General features: G+C 55.5%; 8 protein-coding genes and 1 tRNA gene. 4 read left to right on the forward strand and 5 right to left on the reverse strand.

Annotation, left to right across the window (positions count from 1 at the left end):
* Positions 1–8 precede the first annotated feature (8 nt).
* Positions 9–1,034 (reverse strand): HAD family hydrolase, encoded by a 1,026-nt coding sequence (locus SV7mr_RS22765; RefSeq protein ID WP_419187801.1) that lies wholly within the window; start codon positions 1,032–1,034, stop codon positions 9–11.
* Positions 1,035–1,421: 387 nt separating this feature from the next.
* On the opposite strand from SV7mr_RS22765, the gene SV7mr_RS22770 reads away from it, so the two are divergent.
* The gene (locus SV7mr_RS22770) at positions 1,422–2,771 is read left to right on the forward strand and encodes a right-handed parallel beta-helix repeat-containing protein (RefSeq protein WP_145277030.1); all 1,350 of its coding nucleotides are present in this window, start codon (positions 1,422–1,424) and stop codon (positions 2,769–2,771) included.
* A gap of 22 nt (positions 2,772–2,793) precedes the next feature.
* Here the strand turns inward: SV7mr_RS22770 and SV7mr_RS22775 are convergent, their stop codons facing one another.
* Positions 2,794–3,669 carry a LysR family transcriptional regulator gene (locus tag SV7mr_RS22775; RefSeq protein ID WP_145277031.1) on the reverse strand — a complete coding sequence of 292 codons (876 nt, stop codon included), beginning with the start codon at positions 3,667–3,669 and terminating at the stop codon, positions 2,794–2,796.
* 445 nt (positions 3,670–4,114) lie between these two features.
* On the opposite strand from SV7mr_RS22775, the gene katG reads away from it, so the two are divergent.
* Both katG and SV7mr_RS22785 read left to right on the forward strand, forming a co-directional pair.
* The gene (katG, locus tag SV7mr_RS22780; protein WP_419187802.1) at positions 4,115–6,331 is read left to right on the forward strand and encodes a catalase/peroxidase HPI; all 2,217 of its coding nucleotides are present in this window, start codon (positions 4,115–4,117) and stop codon (positions 6,329–6,331) included.
* A 295-nt stretch (positions 6,332–6,626) separates the two neighbouring features.
* Entirely contained in the window at positions 6,627–8,060 is a 1,434-nt protein-coding gene (locus SV7mr_RS22785; RefSeq protein WP_145277035.1) for a methyl-accepting chemotaxis protein, read from the forward strand.
* A 31-nt stretch (positions 8,061–8,091) separates the two neighbouring features.
* Here the strand turns inward: SV7mr_RS22785 and SV7mr_RS22790 are convergent, their stop codons facing one another.
* Positions 8,092–12,243, reverse strand: a complete 4,152-nt coding sequence (locus SV7mr_RS22790) for a cyanophycinase (RefSeq protein ID WP_419187803.1) — start codon at positions 12,241–12,243, stop codon at positions 8,092–8,094.
* Positions 12,244–12,764: 521 nt separating this feature from the next.
* Entirely contained in the window at positions 12,765–14,429 is a 1,665-nt protein-coding gene (locus SV7mr_RS22800; RefSeq protein ID WP_419187804.1) for a DUF389 domain-containing protein, read from the reverse strand.
* 409 nt (positions 14,430–14,838) lie between these two features.
* Here SV7mr_RS22800 and SV7mr_RS22805 point away from each other — a divergent pair.
* Positions 14,839–14,911 (forward strand) — tRNA-Asn (locus SV7mr_RS22805).
* Between the two features lie 344 nt (positions 14,912–15,255).
* Here the strand turns inward: SV7mr_RS22805 and SV7mr_RS22810 are convergent.
* A complete protein-coding gene (locus tag SV7mr_RS22810; protein WP_419187805.1) occupies positions 15,256–17,037 on the reverse strand; it encodes an acyl-CoA dehydrogenase family protein in 1,782 nt (593 codons plus the stop codon).
* Positions 17,038–17,042: the final 5 nt, after the last annotated feature.

Below are 17,042 nucleotides of genomic sequence, written 5' to 3' on the forward strand. Positions count from 1 at the left end.
CTGCCAGCTTACTTTACCTGCAGCGTTGGAAACACCGTCAGCCAATCCTGTTTCATATCGACGACCGTCCAATCACGTTGGGCAGCTTCATCCAGTCCTTTATCGAGTCGCCCAATGTGGCCTTTACGGTCATAGGCGTACTCGCGTTCGGCATCGGTATGATGAATGTAAACCGCCAGTCGCTTTCCTGATCCAGCCGCAGTCCACTGCAACATCTGCAGGTCGCCATCGGAGTTTCCAAAGGCAGCAATGGGACGGCGGCCAATGTGACGATGAATCGCGACTGGCTTGCCTTCTTTGTCATCGATGAATGCAAGCTTGGGAAGCCGCAGCAATTGCGGCACTCCATCTTGAAGTTGATAACGCAGTTCAATCGTTGATCCAATGATTTGATTCGTGGGAACACCGTATCGCTGCGTGGCCCAAGGACGCATGAATTCCATCCCGCCGCCAGAGACAATCCAAGTTTGAAAGTCGTGCTTTCGCAGATAGTCCAGCAACTCGACCATCGGCTGATACACCATGTCTTGATAACGTCGCCCCGTCACGGGATGTTTGGCGGACGCGATCCAGTCCGACACGATGGCGTCGAACTGCTCAGTCGTCATGCCGGCGTGCGACTCCATCACAACTTTAACAACCGCCTCCTCACCACCCTCGGCAATCGTTTTAACATCGCCAGAGAGAGCCGCCTTCATCACCGGATCTTGTTGCCATTGAGGATGCTCATCAGCCATCGCCTTGACGCGATCAAAGGCAAACGCCAACTGAAAATAATAGGGCTGTTCGCACCATAGCGTGCCATCATTATCGAACACGGCGATGCGATCTTGTACTGGCACGAACGAAGGGCTATCGCGATCGGTCACAGCAGCAACAAAGTCAATGATCGATTGCTTAACGGCTCCATCCTTCCATGATTTGAGATCCTGGGCAGAAACATTACCGCCAATGCAAGTCGCCACGATCAAGAGAACTGCCACCAAGACGATTCGCATTCCGGACGTTTTCTGACTTCGCTCAATTCCAAGCATGTTCGCTGCACCTTGTGGCTGGAGGATTCATTTAGCAATCATGCCTCTTGCGTTTGTTCCTTTGGACAGACACCAGCACGACAGATCGCTTCAGCATACCTTAGAAAAATCAAGGATCGATCAAATTTTCCCTCTGGAAACACGCACTCGAAGATGCAGTTCATCGAAAATGAGCCTGAAGCGGTTCATCACCATTTTTCAGCCGCTAAGCCAAATCTGCCTGATGAAGACGCAAAATCTGCAGTCGTTTGAATCGTGAGAAAGCAGCTACCAAGTCTCGGGCACTTCACTTGGATGCGATCTCGCCCGCCGCAAACTCGTCTGCTGACGCATCCATGCTAAAATCCAGGGTTCCTCGCCCACCCTCAAATCACTCCGACTCGACAGATGCAACGACAAATCACCGCCGCATTCATCGTCTTTTCTGGCATGCTGTTTACCCTGATCAGCTCAGGACTGGCCGCCCAGGAACCAACGTTGCCATGGGTCAGCGGTCAGACAAGCCCCAATTGGCACACTGGCCAAGTTCGTCGCAAGATCCGTCACACATACGATGACAGACAAAACGACCAAGCCAACGGATTAAGGCTGAAGCAGAGGATTGAAGACCTCCAACCGGGCGACATGTTACTTATCGCTCCCGGCCGTTACTCGATCGGTCCCAAACTGGTCGTGGATCTGCAAGGGACACCCCAAGCGCCGATCTGGATCATTGGATCGAGCAAGGAACAACCAACCATCATCACTCGACCGGATGCGCGACAAAACGTAATGAACGTTGGGGAGCGAAAACGAACCGAGTATGTCTGTTTCCAGAACGTGGAGTTTACCGGCGGAAGCACATTGATCCGCCTCTACGATTGCCATCATGTGTGGCTCGATCGCTGCCACCTCCATCACGCTGGCGCCGAAGGCATCACAGCAAACACTCGCGACACCCAACACCTATTCATCACCAACAATCACTTTCACGATTTCAAGAACCCCAATGCCACCGGCGAAGCGATGTACTTGGGCGCGAACCAGGGCAAAGCCAAAATGTCCTACTCAGTCATCGCCAACAATCATGTGCATGATTGCGGGGGGCAACAAGGCGACGGGATTGAAATCAAACAGGGCTCCTTCAATAACTGGATCGTTGGCAACCATGTTCACGATACCCAGTACCCTTGCATTCTGGCTTATGGGACCGGTGGCAAAGGAATCAATTTGATTGAACGCAACGTGTGTTACCGCAGCAACGACAACACGATGCAAGTTCAAGGCGAAGCGATCGTACGCAACAATTTGCTGATGGCCGCTGCCGGTGCGGGGTTTGCCAGCACTGACCATCAAGGCAAATCGACCCGCCTAACGGTGACTCAGAACACAATCATTTCCTCCCGCCGCGGCGCGAACCTGTCCAGCTGGAACGATCGCCAGAACATGATCTTTGCCAATAATGCTGTGTACACCAACCATGGCGATGCGATCCGACTGCCACAAGGCGCTGCAGGAGTGACTCTTGCTGGCAATGTTGTCACCGGCAAGGTCAGCGGAACAGCCCGTGATGTGCTGCAAGGCAACGGCCTGTCGGATTTTAACGAAGTTAGCTGGGACGCCATGAAACGCAATGCGATGCCAACGCCCGCCAGCCCACTGATCGGAACTGCTGCCGGTCAGTTCAGCGCGACGGTCGATCTTCGTGGTCATCGACGCAAGTCAACCAAAATCGTCGGAGCGTTTGTGGCTCCGTAATCTTGCCGTGCCAGCGTACTCGTTATCTTGTTGTCGCTTGTAGCTGCTGCCGAAACGCTTGCAGCAGTTTGCTTTGAAAGCGATAGGGATTCCAGACCGCGGCGATGGTCCGCGTTGGCTTACGACCAGCGAAGGATCGATACACACGTTGCTTGCTATGGTCGATTGACTTGGCCATCGCGGGAATCATTGACACGCCATGTGATAAAGAGACCAGCTCCTGAACCATTGCCAGCTGGCTAGTCTTTTCGACCGAGACCGGTTGAAACGAACGTTGTCGACAAAAGGAGACGATGTTGTCAGATAAACAGTGCGCTTCATCCAACAACACAAACGGCAACGGCTCCACATCGCTCAAGCGAATCGACTTCTTATCGGCCAGCGCATGATCCTTGGGCATGACCAGGAAGAGCTCTTCATCAAACAGCGGTTCAACTTCGAGGTACTTCGCCGGCAACGGCAGGGCCAAAATTGCCAGGTCCACATCGCCTTGGGTGCAACTCTTGATCAAATGATCGGTGGTGTTCTCCTGAACCACCACGGTCGCCTTCGGATAGGCAGCCGAAAACTGGCGTAGCACGTCGGGCAAGAAGTAAGGCGCGATCGTCGGAATGGCCCCCACACGAATGCGGCCGCTTTGCCCGTCATCGGTGATCTCTGCTTTGGTGTCTTCCAAGATAGAGAGCACTTGCTGCGCTCTGGCTTGCAACAAGAGCCCCGCGTCGGTGAGTGAAACGGAGCGCGTCTTCCGCTCGAACACCGGTTGCCCGAGTTCGTCCTCAAGCCTCTGCACCGAGCGACTGAGAGCCGACTGGGAAATCACTAGATCCTCCGCCGCTCGGGTGAAGTTGCCGCGCTCGGCGACTTGAAGAAAGTACCGCAACTGGTCGATTTCCATGCCTCTTCCCCTCACAATGAACCATGCACCCAATGCATCACAGATAGTACATCAATGCATTGGGCAAATCATCTTGAATCGCCAATAATTCCCTCGTTGCCACTGATTGTCGGTTTTCGGCAGACGAAGACCGACAGAGCCAATGATCCGGTTTGGCACTGAGAAAGGGCTCAGAGTGCTCCGGTCGCCACAATCGCCTCTCGTGGAAATGGCACCTTCCCTCAATCCCATCGGCCCGGTGCTTGTCGTGAATCCTCTCGTCCTAACGTTCAGTCGATCCAACTCTTCAGGAGACTCCAAGATGACGCCACAGAAACGCATTCGTGCCTTGTCAGGCATTGCAGTCCTTTGCCTCACCACGCCGAGCTTGACCAGCAGCCATCTCGCGACGGCTCAAGAATCAATTGCATCAGCCACAATATCCCCAAACAACACCGATCAAGCCATGGAACCCGCTACTTGCCCCGTCATGTCGATGACCAAGGCGCCAAAGGCTCGCAACACCGCAGCAGGCGCACTGTCCAACCGTGACTGGTGGCCCAACCAACTGAACCTTCACATCTTGCATCAGAATTCCGCGAAGGGAAACCCGATGGGCGGCGACTTTGACTACGCCGAAGAGTTCAAGAAGCTGGACCTGGCTGCGGTCAAGCAAGACATCAAAGCACTGATGACAGACTCACAGGACTGGTGGCCCGCAGACTATGGGCACTACGGTCCGCTGTTCATTCGGATGGCTTGGCACAGCGCGGGGACGTATCGAGTCACCGACGGCCGCGGGGGTGCGGGATATGGGACACAGCGATTCGCGCCCTTGAATAGCTGGCCAGACAATGCCAACCTGGACAAGGCGCGACGGCTGTTATGGCCGATCAAGCAAAAATACGGCAACAAACTCTCTTGGGCAGACCTGATGGTCTTAACAGGGAACGGCGCCCTGGAATCAATGGGCTTTGAAACCTTTGGATTCGCCGGTGGACGCGAAGATGTTTGGGAGCCACAGGAGGACATCTACTGGGGCCCCGAATCAGAGTGGCTTGGTGACGAACGTTATGCCGGTAAACACGAGCTGGAAAACCCCTTGGCCGCAGTGGAAATGGGTTTGATCTACGTCAACCCAGAAGGTCCCGGTGGAGAACCAAGTGCTCTCAAAGCTGCCGCGGACATCCGCGAAACCTTTGGTCGCATGGCCATGAACGACGAAGAGACCGTTGCCTTGATCGCCGGTGGGCACACGTTTGGCAAAGCTCATGGCGCTGCCAGCGCAGAGAACGTCGGCCCGGAACCTGAAGGCGCCAGCATCGAAGAACAAGGCCTCGGATGGAAAAACCGCTACGGCACAGGCAACGCAGGTGACACCATCACCAGTGGACTCGAAGGAGCTTGGTCCAGCACACCCACGGAATGGTCGAACGAATACTTTGACAACTTATTCGGCTACGATTGGGACTTGGTCAAAAGCCCCGCCGGCGCATGGCAATGGACGCCCACCGACCCCAACGCCGAAGGCACCGTGCCGGATGCTCACGACGAAACCAAATCGCACGCACCGATGATGTTCACAACGGACCTGGCGTTACGGATGGACCCCGCCTATCACGCGATCTCGAAACGCTTTCATGAGAACCCCGAGGCATTCCGCTTAGCCTTTGCCAAGGCCTGGTACAAGCTGACGCATCGTGACATGGGGCCGGTTTCACGTTTGCTGGGGCCAGAGATCGCTGAGCCACAACTGTGGCAGGACCCGGTGCCAGCGGTGGACCATCCACTTGTTGACGCGGCAGACATCAAGCAGCTAAAAGAACAGTTGATCGCGTCCGGCCTGTCGGTTTCTGACTTGGTTTCAACCGCCTGGGCCTCTGCGTCTACCTTTCGAGGCACTGACAAACGCGGTGGCGCCAACGGAGCTCGCATTCGACTGGCACCTCAGAAAGACTGGGATGTTAATGATCCCGTTGCATTGCAGAAAACTCTGGCGGGATTGGAAAAGATCCAGCAACAGTTCAACCAAGCTCAGACCGACGGCACCAAAGTCTCGCTGGCGGATCTGATCGTGCTTGGCGGAGCGGCTGCAATTGAAGAGGCCGCCAAGCGAGCCGGACATGCAGTGAGCGTTCCCTTCCATCCCGGCAGAACGGATGCGTCTGCGGAGATGACTGACGCGGATTCGTTCGCTGTTTTAGAGCCGCAATCCGATGGTTTCCGCAACTTTCACGCGCGTCACATCGACCGGCACGCAGAGGAATTGCTGGTCGATCGAGCACAAAAGCTGACCCTGACTGCTCCCGAGATGACCGTTCTGATCGGCGGCCTGCGTGTCCTGGATGCGAACTCAGGCCCTGAACCACTAAGTCAGATGGGCGTCTTGACCGAGCGACCGGAAACGCTCACCAATGACTTCTTTGTCAACTTGCTTGACATGAACACCCAGTGGAAACAGTCAGCCGTTTGCGATCACTTCTTCGAAGGTCACGACCGAGCGACGGGCGATCTCCAATGGACGGCTAGCCGAGTGGACTTGGTCTTTGGATCCAACTCTCAGCTTCGCGCCATTGCCGAAGTTTACGCATCAGACGATGCAAAGACAAAGTTCGTCAACGACTTTGTCGCCGCCTGGACCAAAGTCATGGCGCTCGATCGATTTGATCTGGATGATCGCTAACGGTCAGCCTGCTGGAACACGACATCCACTTTGCAGCCAGTCAGCCTTACGGTTGACTGGCTCTTTTCATTGCCCCGCCATCACGCCTTGAACACCGCAACGTAAAGGGACGCAAGGCAACCTTATGCACTGATATCGCAGCAGACGTTCAAGCGGGCGAGGGGTTACCCGAGTCGTCCACAATGCCGCAATAAAGGACCTGTTAACAGGCCTATGATTCGCAGAGCCGAACCCCGACACAATACGTCCCCTTTGTTTGGCAACTCCCGTCACACGTCACACCACTGCGATCACCATGAGCAACTCGTCACGAAAACCTCTGTTTGAGATCTCTGACGGTCATCGCTTGGCAACGGTGCCTGCGTTGTTTTTGATTGGCTGCTTCACCTTGGTCGGAGTCATGTACTGGCTCTCCAAAGAGCAGCAAAAGTCCGCCGCCGCGATCAACCTAGCGGGGCGCCAGCGTTCACTGAACTTAGAACACCTCAATCGGGTCCTGCGTACGGGCACCGGCCGGGAAGCAGACTACCAAGCGACACGGAACCTGCTTCATGAATCGATGGCAGTGCTTCGCGACGGCGGCGAACATGACTTTGGCTACATCATTCATGAACAGCGTCCCGAATACACCGAAGCACTGGCTGAGTCGGAGGAACTGTTTGATCGCACCGTCGATCTGAGCGATCAGTATTTACAGGCAGCTGCAACCGCCCCCGAGCAGGCCGACCGCTTACTGCAGGAACTCATCCCGCTGGCTGAACAGTCCCGCCAAGCTGCTCACGGCGTTGTCACAACCCTGGCAGACTTGTCAGAGCGCGACACGCAAGCTGGCCTAACCATGGCCGTTGTGATGGCCATTCTGATTGGGATCGTCGCCGGCATCTGGGCAGTCTACTGCGCCAAACGCTTGACTCGCCGCGTCGGAAAAGTTGCCAAGGGCTTGGAACACCTGGCGTTTGTTGAATTGAACAAAGTGAGCGATCAACTGAGTGATTCAGCCAGTTCGACCAATCAGCAAGCCAGTTCGGCGGCCACCGCTGCCGAACAAGTGCAGGGCAACGTCCGCAGTGTCTCCGAAGCGGTCAACCAGTTTGAAATCAGCATTCGTGAGATCTCCGAAAACGTCTCCACAGCCGTTTCCATTGCGCGGGAAGCGAACGTAAAAACGGAAACAACCGACCAGACCATTCGTCGACTTAACGACAACAGCAACTCGATTTCCGAGGTGGTCCAAGCGATCAACGGCGTGGCGGAACAAACGAACCTCCTGGCCCTGAATGCAACCATCGAAGCGGCACGCGCGGGCGAAGCCGGCAAAGGCTTTGCAGTCGTCGCCAACGAAGTCAAGGAACTCGCGAAACAAACCACCCAAGCCACTGAAGACATCGTCGCCCAAATTGAAACCATCCGCTCGGACACTGGCGATGCGGTCAGTGATATCGCCATCGTTCAACAGGTGATTGCCCAGATCAACGAAAGCCAAGATGCAATTGCGGTGGCGATCGAAGAACAGACACGCATGACAGAAGGAATTTCTCGCGACATACGTGAAGTGTCCAATGGGACCAGCGAGATTGTTCACAACGTTGCAAACGTGGCCGATGCCGCCGAAATGACTTCCCAGTCATCCAAGGAAACTCGGCAAAAAGCGGAACTGATTTTCAGCACCGCGACACGACTGCTAGAGATCGTGGGCATGAAATCACAAAGTAGCAGTGATGCCAGCTAACCGCCGCAGCACGCCACAACCGCTAGACGGCTTACTGCTCCACTGCTTTTCGCTCCCTCAGGTTGTAACGCTGACCATCAGCCAGCTCGACAACATCAATGTTGTCCCCCGCCTCATCGGTCGCGTTGTGGAAGAACACCTTGCTACGGCCCACGACCTCGGCAACCTCTTTCTGAACAACAATCGCAGTGGCTTCATCGAGACCGATCCCTAACCACTTGGGATATCGCTTCACCAGGGCCAGCATATCGTCTTGTCGCTGACGCTGACTGAAATGCTGATCCACCGCGACGCCAGGCAAGAAACCTAGCCCACGCTGGTAGCCTTCGGCCATGATGTCCAAATTGCCCAGCGGGTTACCGCGGGCAAGAAACTCAGCTTGGATCGATGCACCGGCAGAACTGCCCATGATCACGCCACCGCGTTTCAAGACATCACGCATCGCTTGATGGGCTTTGGTGTCCAAATAAGCATCAACGAAACGCCATTGACGTCCGCCACCATACCAGATCCCTGTGGCCTCTTTAAGGGACTTCAGAAACGCGTCTCCTTCAACTTTATCCAAGCTGCGATCGCTAAGCACCGTCACCTTTTCAGCACCCAGTTGCTTGAACTGATCTGCAATACCGCTGGATTTTGGAATCGGATCTGGCATCGCGGTTGGTAAAACAACAATCTTTGCCTTCTTGCCTCCCGCCAGATCAACGAAGCGCTGCATGATCCCTTTGGGCATGCCGCCGCCACCGATCAAGATCAAGGTTCCTTTATCGACCTTGGGGGAACTCGGTTTGGCCTCGACCGGGTAACCAGCCATGCCGTCACGGGCTGCACGATAAAGCGATACCAAGTCGGCAGCGTCGTTCTTGTTCTGCAAACGGACTTCCGCATTGGGAACATCCTTGCCGGCATGACGGCGAATTCGAATCGTCCCCTCACCGAGCTTGTAAACCCGACGACCACGAATCACCATCGCAGCTGTCGGATCCAATTCATAGCCAATGCGATGCGGTTGCCACTGAATGACGGTCTCGATTCGCGATGGTCCTTCCTGGTTGGCGGCGTACACATCCAAGATGGAATCCTTCAACAAGCCAAAGGTATGTCCAGCCAGTCGGTTCGACTTTTCACCGGAGAACGCCTGATCAGCAAACATCGCACCGCCGGCGCCAACGCTGGCGATCACTTTACCGCTATGCAGAAATTCAGCCAAAGCCACACGTGCGGCATCGACTTTGGCCAGGCTCTCAAATCCGCTGCTTTGGCTACCCGCAATCCAAACTGCGCTGGCGTCAGCCAACAGAGCAGACCAGTTCTTGGGCTTGCCATCACAGCGAACAACGCTTAGCTGACTGCCTTGGATCTGATTGAACCGATCAAGCAACGACTGAACTTGCGATTTCGTGCCATCCTCATGATCAACCTGCAACACGACAACCTTCGCGGCCTCACCTTTTGCCAGCTGAAAGAAGTGCTCCGTGGTTTCTGCGGCGACTTCGGCTCCAGAGACAATCAACGATCCTTTAACACCGGTTGAATCGATCCGTGGCAAATCGGCGATTGAAATGGGTTTCAAAAACTGTCGCTCGGGCAGCTGTGCGATCCTCAGCTCCTGCGGCAGCGGCTGCTCTTGCTTGAGCAAACGTTTGGCTTCTTTGATCGTGAAATCAACATCCATAAACGGCTCGTAGCCCAAGTCTCGCCAAACCACTTGACCTTCGGAATCGATCAAAAAGGTGCCGTGCAAGGGGATTTGTTCAAAATCATCGAACGCTCGGTAGGCTTTAAACACCTCCAGCGACTGATTTGAGACCAACGGGAAAGGCATTCCGCCTTCGTAGGTGTCGACCGAGATCTTCAAGTCTTCTTCGCTATCGGTGCTGATGGCGACCAGGGAAATCCCGGCGTCGGTAAACTGCTTGGCCTTGGGGGCAAAGGCTTGCAATTGTTCAGCACAGTGCAGGCAACCATGGCCTAGGTAAAAGATCAGAATGACGGGCTTGCCTCTGAATTGTGACAGAGAAAGCTCTTTGCCTTTGTGATCTTTCAAGCTCCAGTTTTCTGCTGGACTGGGAGCCCAACGGAACGGGCCGATGGCATCCAGTTCGGGCCGCTCACCAAAATCGTCTGGATGCTGGTGAGCCACTCGCCAATCGGCGTCATAACCGAGTTCTTTGGCAGTCGGAGCTAAGCGATCAAATGGCGCGGCACCGAATTGAACCGAACCCGAGAGACGACGAAGCTTGTCGAACACCTCACGCGCGCGATCTTTGTTACCGGCGATCCATAGCATTTCAATCTGAGTGGCAAGCGGCAGCACTTGGTTTTCGCGTTTCCCGACCTCTTCCTCAATCGCCTTCATCGCGCCAGCTTTGTCGCCCGAAAGCAATTGACAATAGGCGCGAAAGCTCTTGTCCTCGTCTGCCTTCTTCAGTGCCGAGAGGGCTTCTTTGTAGTCGCCATACTCATAGGACAATCGGCCCTCGATGCTGGCAATGGCTTTCTCCAAACGTCGCACAGGATCCTCACCCGAGACCCGTGGTTTGGCGGGTGGCTTTTTGCCGTCTTCCTTCGCTTTGGCAACCGCCTCTTCGTGCTTGCGTTTGGCTTCCGCAGCTTTTTCACGTTCATTTTCTAGTCGTCCGTTCAACTCAGTCAGGATGACATCGACTTGGTCGACATGATGCAAGTGAGCAAACGCGATGCCTCGGTACTGCAAACGCCGGATCTGTTCTGCTTCCAGATCAGTTGACGGAAGGTAAGCACTGTCGGTCAACGCAATCAGTTGCGGCCAATGTTCATAACGTTTCAAGACGTCGAACAATCGAATGCGACCAAAGTAAGAGCTACGTCGCTTGGACAGCATGTTGTACTTGGGATGCCGAGGCAGCTCGGTCATGTTTTTGGCCAAGTCAATCGCATCCCGCCATCGACCCACATAAATCAAGTTGCGGATCAACCATTCATTGTTGTGAGCAAAGTTGTGAATCTCATCGGGCATCACGCGATCGCGCATCATATGAGCATGATCGGTTCGCGCTGACGCTTCCTGTTGCCAGGCTGCATCTTGATAACGTTTCAGCCGCGAATAGATATGGCCAGGCATGTGCCACATGTGTGCAATCGCAGGCGCGGACGCTCCGCCCTTTGCCGCCGAGCCTAACGCTTTCTTCGCGTCCTTATAATCCCACAAGTGAATCAGGTAGTGGTGCACCGGGTGCAATGGTTCAACATCTAAAACGTTGTTGATTGCCGTCTCAACTTCTTCGTGCTTCTTGCCAGCAGCACCACGTTGCTTGTACAGCGTGTAGGCCAACCAAGCCTTCGCTTCTAAGTCATCAGGATACTTCTTGACGATCTTTTCAAAGGCTTCGATTTGCTGCTTGGCCTTCGTCTTGCGATCGCGTTCTTTTCCTTTTTCGTCTTTTTTATCGTCCAGATAGTTTTCCAGCGCATCGATGTACAACTGCTCTCGTTCACTAGCGCTGTCGCGTCGTTCTAAGGCCTTGGCTAAAAAGCCCTTCGCCCGCTCTTTATTTTCCGCATTGGCCATGGCCATGCCCCAGTAACTGATCGCACAATCAGGGTCCAACATGGCTGCTTGGCGAAACGAGCGTTCAGCTTCGAAGTACCAGAACCCATGCAACTGCCCTATGCCTTGCTCGATGAACGCTTGCACTCCAGCATGCTCACTGGTCACTGCGAATTTGATCGGACCGGTGCCCTTCATCAAAGAAGCGGCTTGGCGCGGACCTTCGTTGAACGCCTCGCCATGGATCGAGTGCCCAGCAGGGATCGCTTCCGGATCCTCCTCCGCTGCGGCTGCCTCGCCGTCGTCGCTTTCGGATTCAGCCTTCGCTGGCTCTGCCTTCGCTGGCTCTGCCTTCGCTGGCTCTGCCTTCGCTGGCTCTGTCTTCGCTGGCTCTGTCTTTGCTGGCTCAGCGTCCGAGTTTTGTACGCTCGGCTCTGGATCGGCGGCTTGCGATTCGTCGGCGGGCTTTGTTCCAGGTTGTTTCTCGGCTGGCTGTACTTGTGCCTCGGCGTCTTTGTCGTCCGTTAACTCTGCCTGCTTCCCTGCCTCCGGCGCTTCCGCGTTTTCCGCTGGCTGTTGGCCCAGAACGGGACCGGCAAACAGCAGCAAACACAGCGCTGCGATGGAGAATTTGAATGAATTCGAATGGGTCATTGAGAATCGTGTTGGATAGAAATGGACCACCGGGTCAGACCTGGACAGCTCGGCCGGACGCAAAAGACTATTAGAGTCACTCTCTGCAGAGGTAGCAAACGATTCGCGAACAAAATCGCTAGGGGCACGAATCTTCGATCGAAGATCGCCTCTTATCTGAGCCGATCAGCACGAACGGCAAAAGCTTCCAGAACAACAAAGTCACACGCAATGGGATTGGCCAGCGTTGGGAATGGTCAAGCCACTGGAGGTACCGCCGCACAAAATCCATCTTAAGCACGCATTTGCGGACATTCACTCACTGACATCCGCCAGCCTGTGAACAGGACCGAATTCAGTGACACACTGGATGTTCGGCGCGTCCCCTCCGCATCGACACAACCAAGGCTCAAGACAACCGGTCGACCGCTTGGCGATTGACTGGCGATCCAACAACCTCTAAAACGCAAGCCCATGACTTCAAAGGGCGGCGATGGAGTCGCACTGCAAGGGCTGACAAAACGCGGCCCTTTCCTATTGAGTTAACCGCCCGTCAGCAATTTGGCTTCCAGCAAACCAACGAGCACCAACAAGATTGCCACGAGCACAGCCAAGATCGTGCGAATGGCCCAACGATCTTGCTTCTTTCGCTGGCCGTCTGTCGCGCGAATGCCTCGCACCCACAGCACCAACGATGATCCAGCCATGATGGTCAGCACGTTAATCCCCACCACAATGATCGGCCCAAGGATTGGCAATCCATGAGCCTGCAGGTTCCAGGGACCAAACACCAATTGCAGTCCTGCGGTGGAGATGGGTGGCACCAAGGCGGCCGCGATCGCCGCCCCGGCAAGTGCACTGGACAGATCCTTCCGTGTCCGAGCATAGCTGGCTGCCATGCCACCGACAAAGCCGACACAGAAATCAATCGGCGACGGATTGCAACGCGCCCACATCTCGGTCGCTTTTTCTGGCCCCAGGTCTGGCCAGCTGAAGCCACGCAGCACCAACACCAGCACGCCAAAGCAGGCGCCGCTAACCAAAGCACCGACAAAGCCCAATCCGATCGCCTTCCACGCGGTACGAAACAGCGGTCGATTGCCGACAGCGATCGCCATGCCGGCTCCCAGGATCGGCGTCATCAAGGGAGCGATCAACATCGCGCCAATGATGACCGCGGCACTGTTTTGATACAACCCAAATGCTGCCAGCATGCTGGCGGCACTGATCAGTCCCAGGAACTCAAAACTGGGCCGCGACCCCGTTTCCAGATCCTCTTGCAGTTCAACGCGTTCGCTGCGAGACAATGGTGGCGTGATCGAATCTGTCCAGCGACGCAGTCGAGCCAAAGCGCCCCGCGCCATCGACTGGCCCTCTCGGACCATCGCGAACGAACTGCCGCAATCCTCATCCAGCGCCGCTTGACCGGCTTTGCTCAACCATCCGTTATCATCATTGCTGGCCAGCACAATCAGCGACTTACCGTCGGCGGCCAGCTGATCGAAAGCATGGATGGCGAGCTCAACCTGCTTGTCGTCGTCAACGTGATCTGGTTTTTGATGGTCGATGCCCCAGGCAGTTGGCTGCAGGCCAAGCATCTTCATGGTGATGCGTTTGGTGGCCAATTCAGTGAGACGATAACCTCCGGCGATCTCGGCGGCCTTGGTGGGAGGCGGGGAGCAGGGGTTGAGCCAAACGGTGCGGTATTTGGACTTCTGAAACAGCTTCAATTGCCAATCGGCATCAGCGTGAGAGTACGGGATCAGCAACAGACGGCAGCCGCGTTCCTGACACAATTGATGGATCGGTTCAACGTCTTGCTCCAGGTTGACCACCGTGACCGGTGAACGCAGCGGAGCAGGGGAGTTGCCCGCCGAATCGCCCGCAGCGGCATCGCGAGCGGGCGCTGAAGACGCTGTTGTGGCCGAAGTTGCTGACTTAGCGGAGGTAGCTGGTGACGGTGCGACTGTGGCGGGTGTTGCCGAGGTTGTCACGGAGGCCGGGGCGTGGCCGTTTGCGATGGAGTTGCTCGGCGAGCCATAGAGTAGTTTGGCGAAGGTCGCTTCGGTATGCCGATCGAGGATTTCATGATCAGCGCCCAGCACCACGGGGATGATTTCGCAGTCCATGGACTCTGCGATCGCGACCGCCCAGGGCGCGGCGAGCCGAAGCTGAGCTTCGGCGGGAATAATCAAAATCAGGCTCATCGAAACCCCAAGTCCAAACAGGTCCACCGGGCATTGCGTCGGGAGCACCCTCAACCGCAAGGCCATCATCGGGGCATTCTAGCAAAGCGGAGGTACCAAATCTCACCAGGACCGTCAGCCCAGCCGAGCGCTTTGGAGAATCCGCCATCCCTGCTGGCCTCCTGACACAAACTCCTGGTCTCGGGGGGGCGGAGAGTCACTGCCGGCATGCTAGTCACAGCCGCTGGCAGGCGGGGAAACCTGGAAAAACCGGTTAAAACTTTAGCGATTAGAGGGCAAAGACGGGTTAGCGGCACGAACCTGAGCAAGAAAAAAAACGTCTGTTCAACAGAGCTTGAAAGGGTGCAGCAGAGTAAGTAAACTCTGCCACCCACGACGAGCGAAAGGCTCAAGACGTGGAGCTTCCCAATCCCCTGTAGCTCAGTTGGTAGAGCAGGCGGCTGTTAACCGCCTTGTCGCAGGTTCGAGTCCTGCCGGGGGAGCTGAATTTAAAAAAGCGAAAACTCTCGCGAACCAGTTAACGCCCGTCGGTCCAGCATGAACCGCGGGCGTTTCTCGTTTTCGCCCCCTTTTTCGCGGTCTTTCGCCACCTCTGCGGCCAATACCCAAGTTCCAACTTTCGCCGAGAGAGTCCGGGCTGCCGAGTCCAACCACCCTGGTTTGTCCCACACCCCAGAGACAACCCCGAGAACTCTCTGAGTCTCTGTTTGACATCCGGGTCTCGGTTTACACAGGCCAGCGTTTTGTCGATCAATCTCTGGTGCATCCAACGCACACCCTCAAGTCATTCAGCGAGAGTCTCGGGAAACGTGCCGCACCCGTGCGTTCAGTCCGACTGCGGGGTGTTGGTCTCGATCGCCATTTGCCAGAGATCGTGTCCGTAGGCATCACGGACGACGGTCATCCGCATGACGTCGGTGGTTCCATCAGCAATGCGTAGCCCCATCAGGTCGCGGACTCGGTCACCAAGGTCCACTTCTCGGCTGTAGCCGAGAGCACCGTGAGCACGCATCGCAGCATCGCAAGCCGCCAGGGCGAATTCGACGCCCTCTGCCTTGATTCCATTAACCAATGGCTCCGCAGCGTCATAATTTCCCTGGTCAAAGTAGCGCGCCGCCTCGCGAGACAAAGCCAATGCCATGCGTAGCTTGGTAAGTTGCTCGCCGATCGGTTGCTGAAGATGAGTGAAACGTCCGATCGGACCTCCAAAGGCTTCGCGTTCTCGAATCCGCTCAGCCATAACCTCCAACGCTCGTTCGCCACATCCGATCGCCGCGGCCGACTGCATCAATCGCCAGTAGAGAAAATGCTCCTCAAAAAGATCACCACCGTCGCCGTCCTCACCGATTAAGTGCTCCGGGCCAACATACATTTGATCGAATTTGAGTCCGCCAAAAGAATTCCCGGTCAGCCCGTGCGCGTACCGATCGACGATCTCCAAACCCGGGTGGTTAGCCGCCAAAAGAAACGCGGTCTGTTTGCCGGGTCTTCCGTTGGCAGCCTGCACGTACAGAACTACATGCGTTGCCTGTCGTAAGCGGGCGTTCCAAAGCTTTGACCCGGTGAGCCTGAAGCCATTGCCATCCCTGATCGCTCGACTTTGGATGTTCTTCGTGTGAGTGCCTGCTCCTTCTTCTGTGATGGCAACGGCGAAGTAAGCGCGACCGTCGATCAGATCTTGTACGGCCGCTTTGGCAAAGTCGGATTCAAGCTTGATAGCTGGTCTGCCATGAGCGCCACCCACAACATCACGTAGGTTTAGGTTGTGACGTCCGGCATGACGAAAGACCTCCAACATTTGCTCAGCGGACCAGTTGCTGCCACCTTCCGACGTGGGCAGATCCAATCCTGGCAATCCGAATCTGGCACCGCGCCGCCGCCACTCCGTGGGTGAGGTCAGCTTGTCTTCGACCTGCAGCTCTTTCGCGAGCAAGTCAATTTCAGCCTTAATTTGGTCGACCGAGGCCATTGACGGATTGTTCTTGTTTTTATGCGTCCCAAGGATCTTGATCGTAAAGACCGTATTCAATTCAAAGATCGGCTCGTTCTCGTCATTCCGCGACAGGTTGTCCAAAATGACGGCTGCCTTCGGAGCTGCTTCATCGCCCCGAAATTGAATCGCGTATTGATAGTCTTTGAAGGGGCGAGTCGGATCGACGACGCGAACCTGTTCACCTTCTAGACTCTTCAGCAAAACAAAATGGCGGCCAAGCCAAACGCCGCTCGCCGTCGTGACCGTGTACGAGAGAATCTTCAATTCGCCTGGATTTAGCGATAGGTCTGGTCCGTTTGTTTGAGACCAATACGGTCCGGTCTCCGTGTGCCTGCTGTTGGTGGCGGAAACCGTCTCAACATCGACGTCAATCTTCCCTCCGGCTGCCGCAACTTTCTTCAGAAGATTGACAAAACGGTCATTCGGAATTCGCCCTTCCTTTAACTCCGGTTGTTCCCGGAACAATTGAAGCGCGTAGCGGTGTGGCTGGGGATGCAACGTGGCTCCCGCCATCGACCTTACCGTCTGCATCGCGATCAGTGCCGCGGAGATTGGGCACGCGCCACCTCCATCCGAGTCAATCAGCTTGTCGAGTTCATTTTGAACAACAAACACAGGCG

Source organism: Stieleria bergensis (genome assembly GCA_007745635.1).
Taxonomy (GTDB): domain Bacteria; phylum Planctomycetota; class Planctomycetia; order Pirellulales; family Pirellulaceae; genus Stieleria; species Stieleria bergensis.

Excerpts from the sequence above, each read along its gene's own strand:
- SV7mr_RS22785 (WP_145277035.1), top strand. The coding sequence starts at position 6,627 with ATGAGCAACTCGTCACGAAAACCTCTGTTTGAGATCTCTGACGGTCAT.
- SV7mr_RS22790 (WP_419187803.1), bottom strand. The coding sequence starts at position 12,243 with ATGACCCATTCGAATTCATTCAAATTCTCCATCGCAGCGCTGTGTTTG.
- SV7mr_RS22765 (WP_419187801.1), bottom strand. The coding sequence starts at position 1,034 with ATGCTTGGAATTGAGCGAAGTCAGAAAACGTCCGGAATGCGAATCGTC.
- katG (WP_419187802.1), top strand. The coding sequence starts at position 4,115 with ATGGAACCCGCTACTTGCCCCGTCATGTCGATGACCAAGGCGCCAAAG.
- SV7mr_RS22775 (WP_145277031.1), bottom strand. The coding sequence starts at position 3,669 with ATGGAAATCGACCAGTTGCGGTACTTTCTTCAAGTCGCCGAGCGCGGC.
- SV7mr_RS22800 (WP_419187804.1), bottom strand. The coding sequence starts at position 14,429 with ATGAGCCTGATTTTGATTATTCCCGCCGAAGCTCAGCTTCGGCTCGCC.
- SV7mr_RS22770 (WP_145277030.1), top strand. The coding sequence starts at position 1,422 with ATGCAACGACAAATCACCGCCGCATTCATCGTCTTTTCTGGCATGCTG.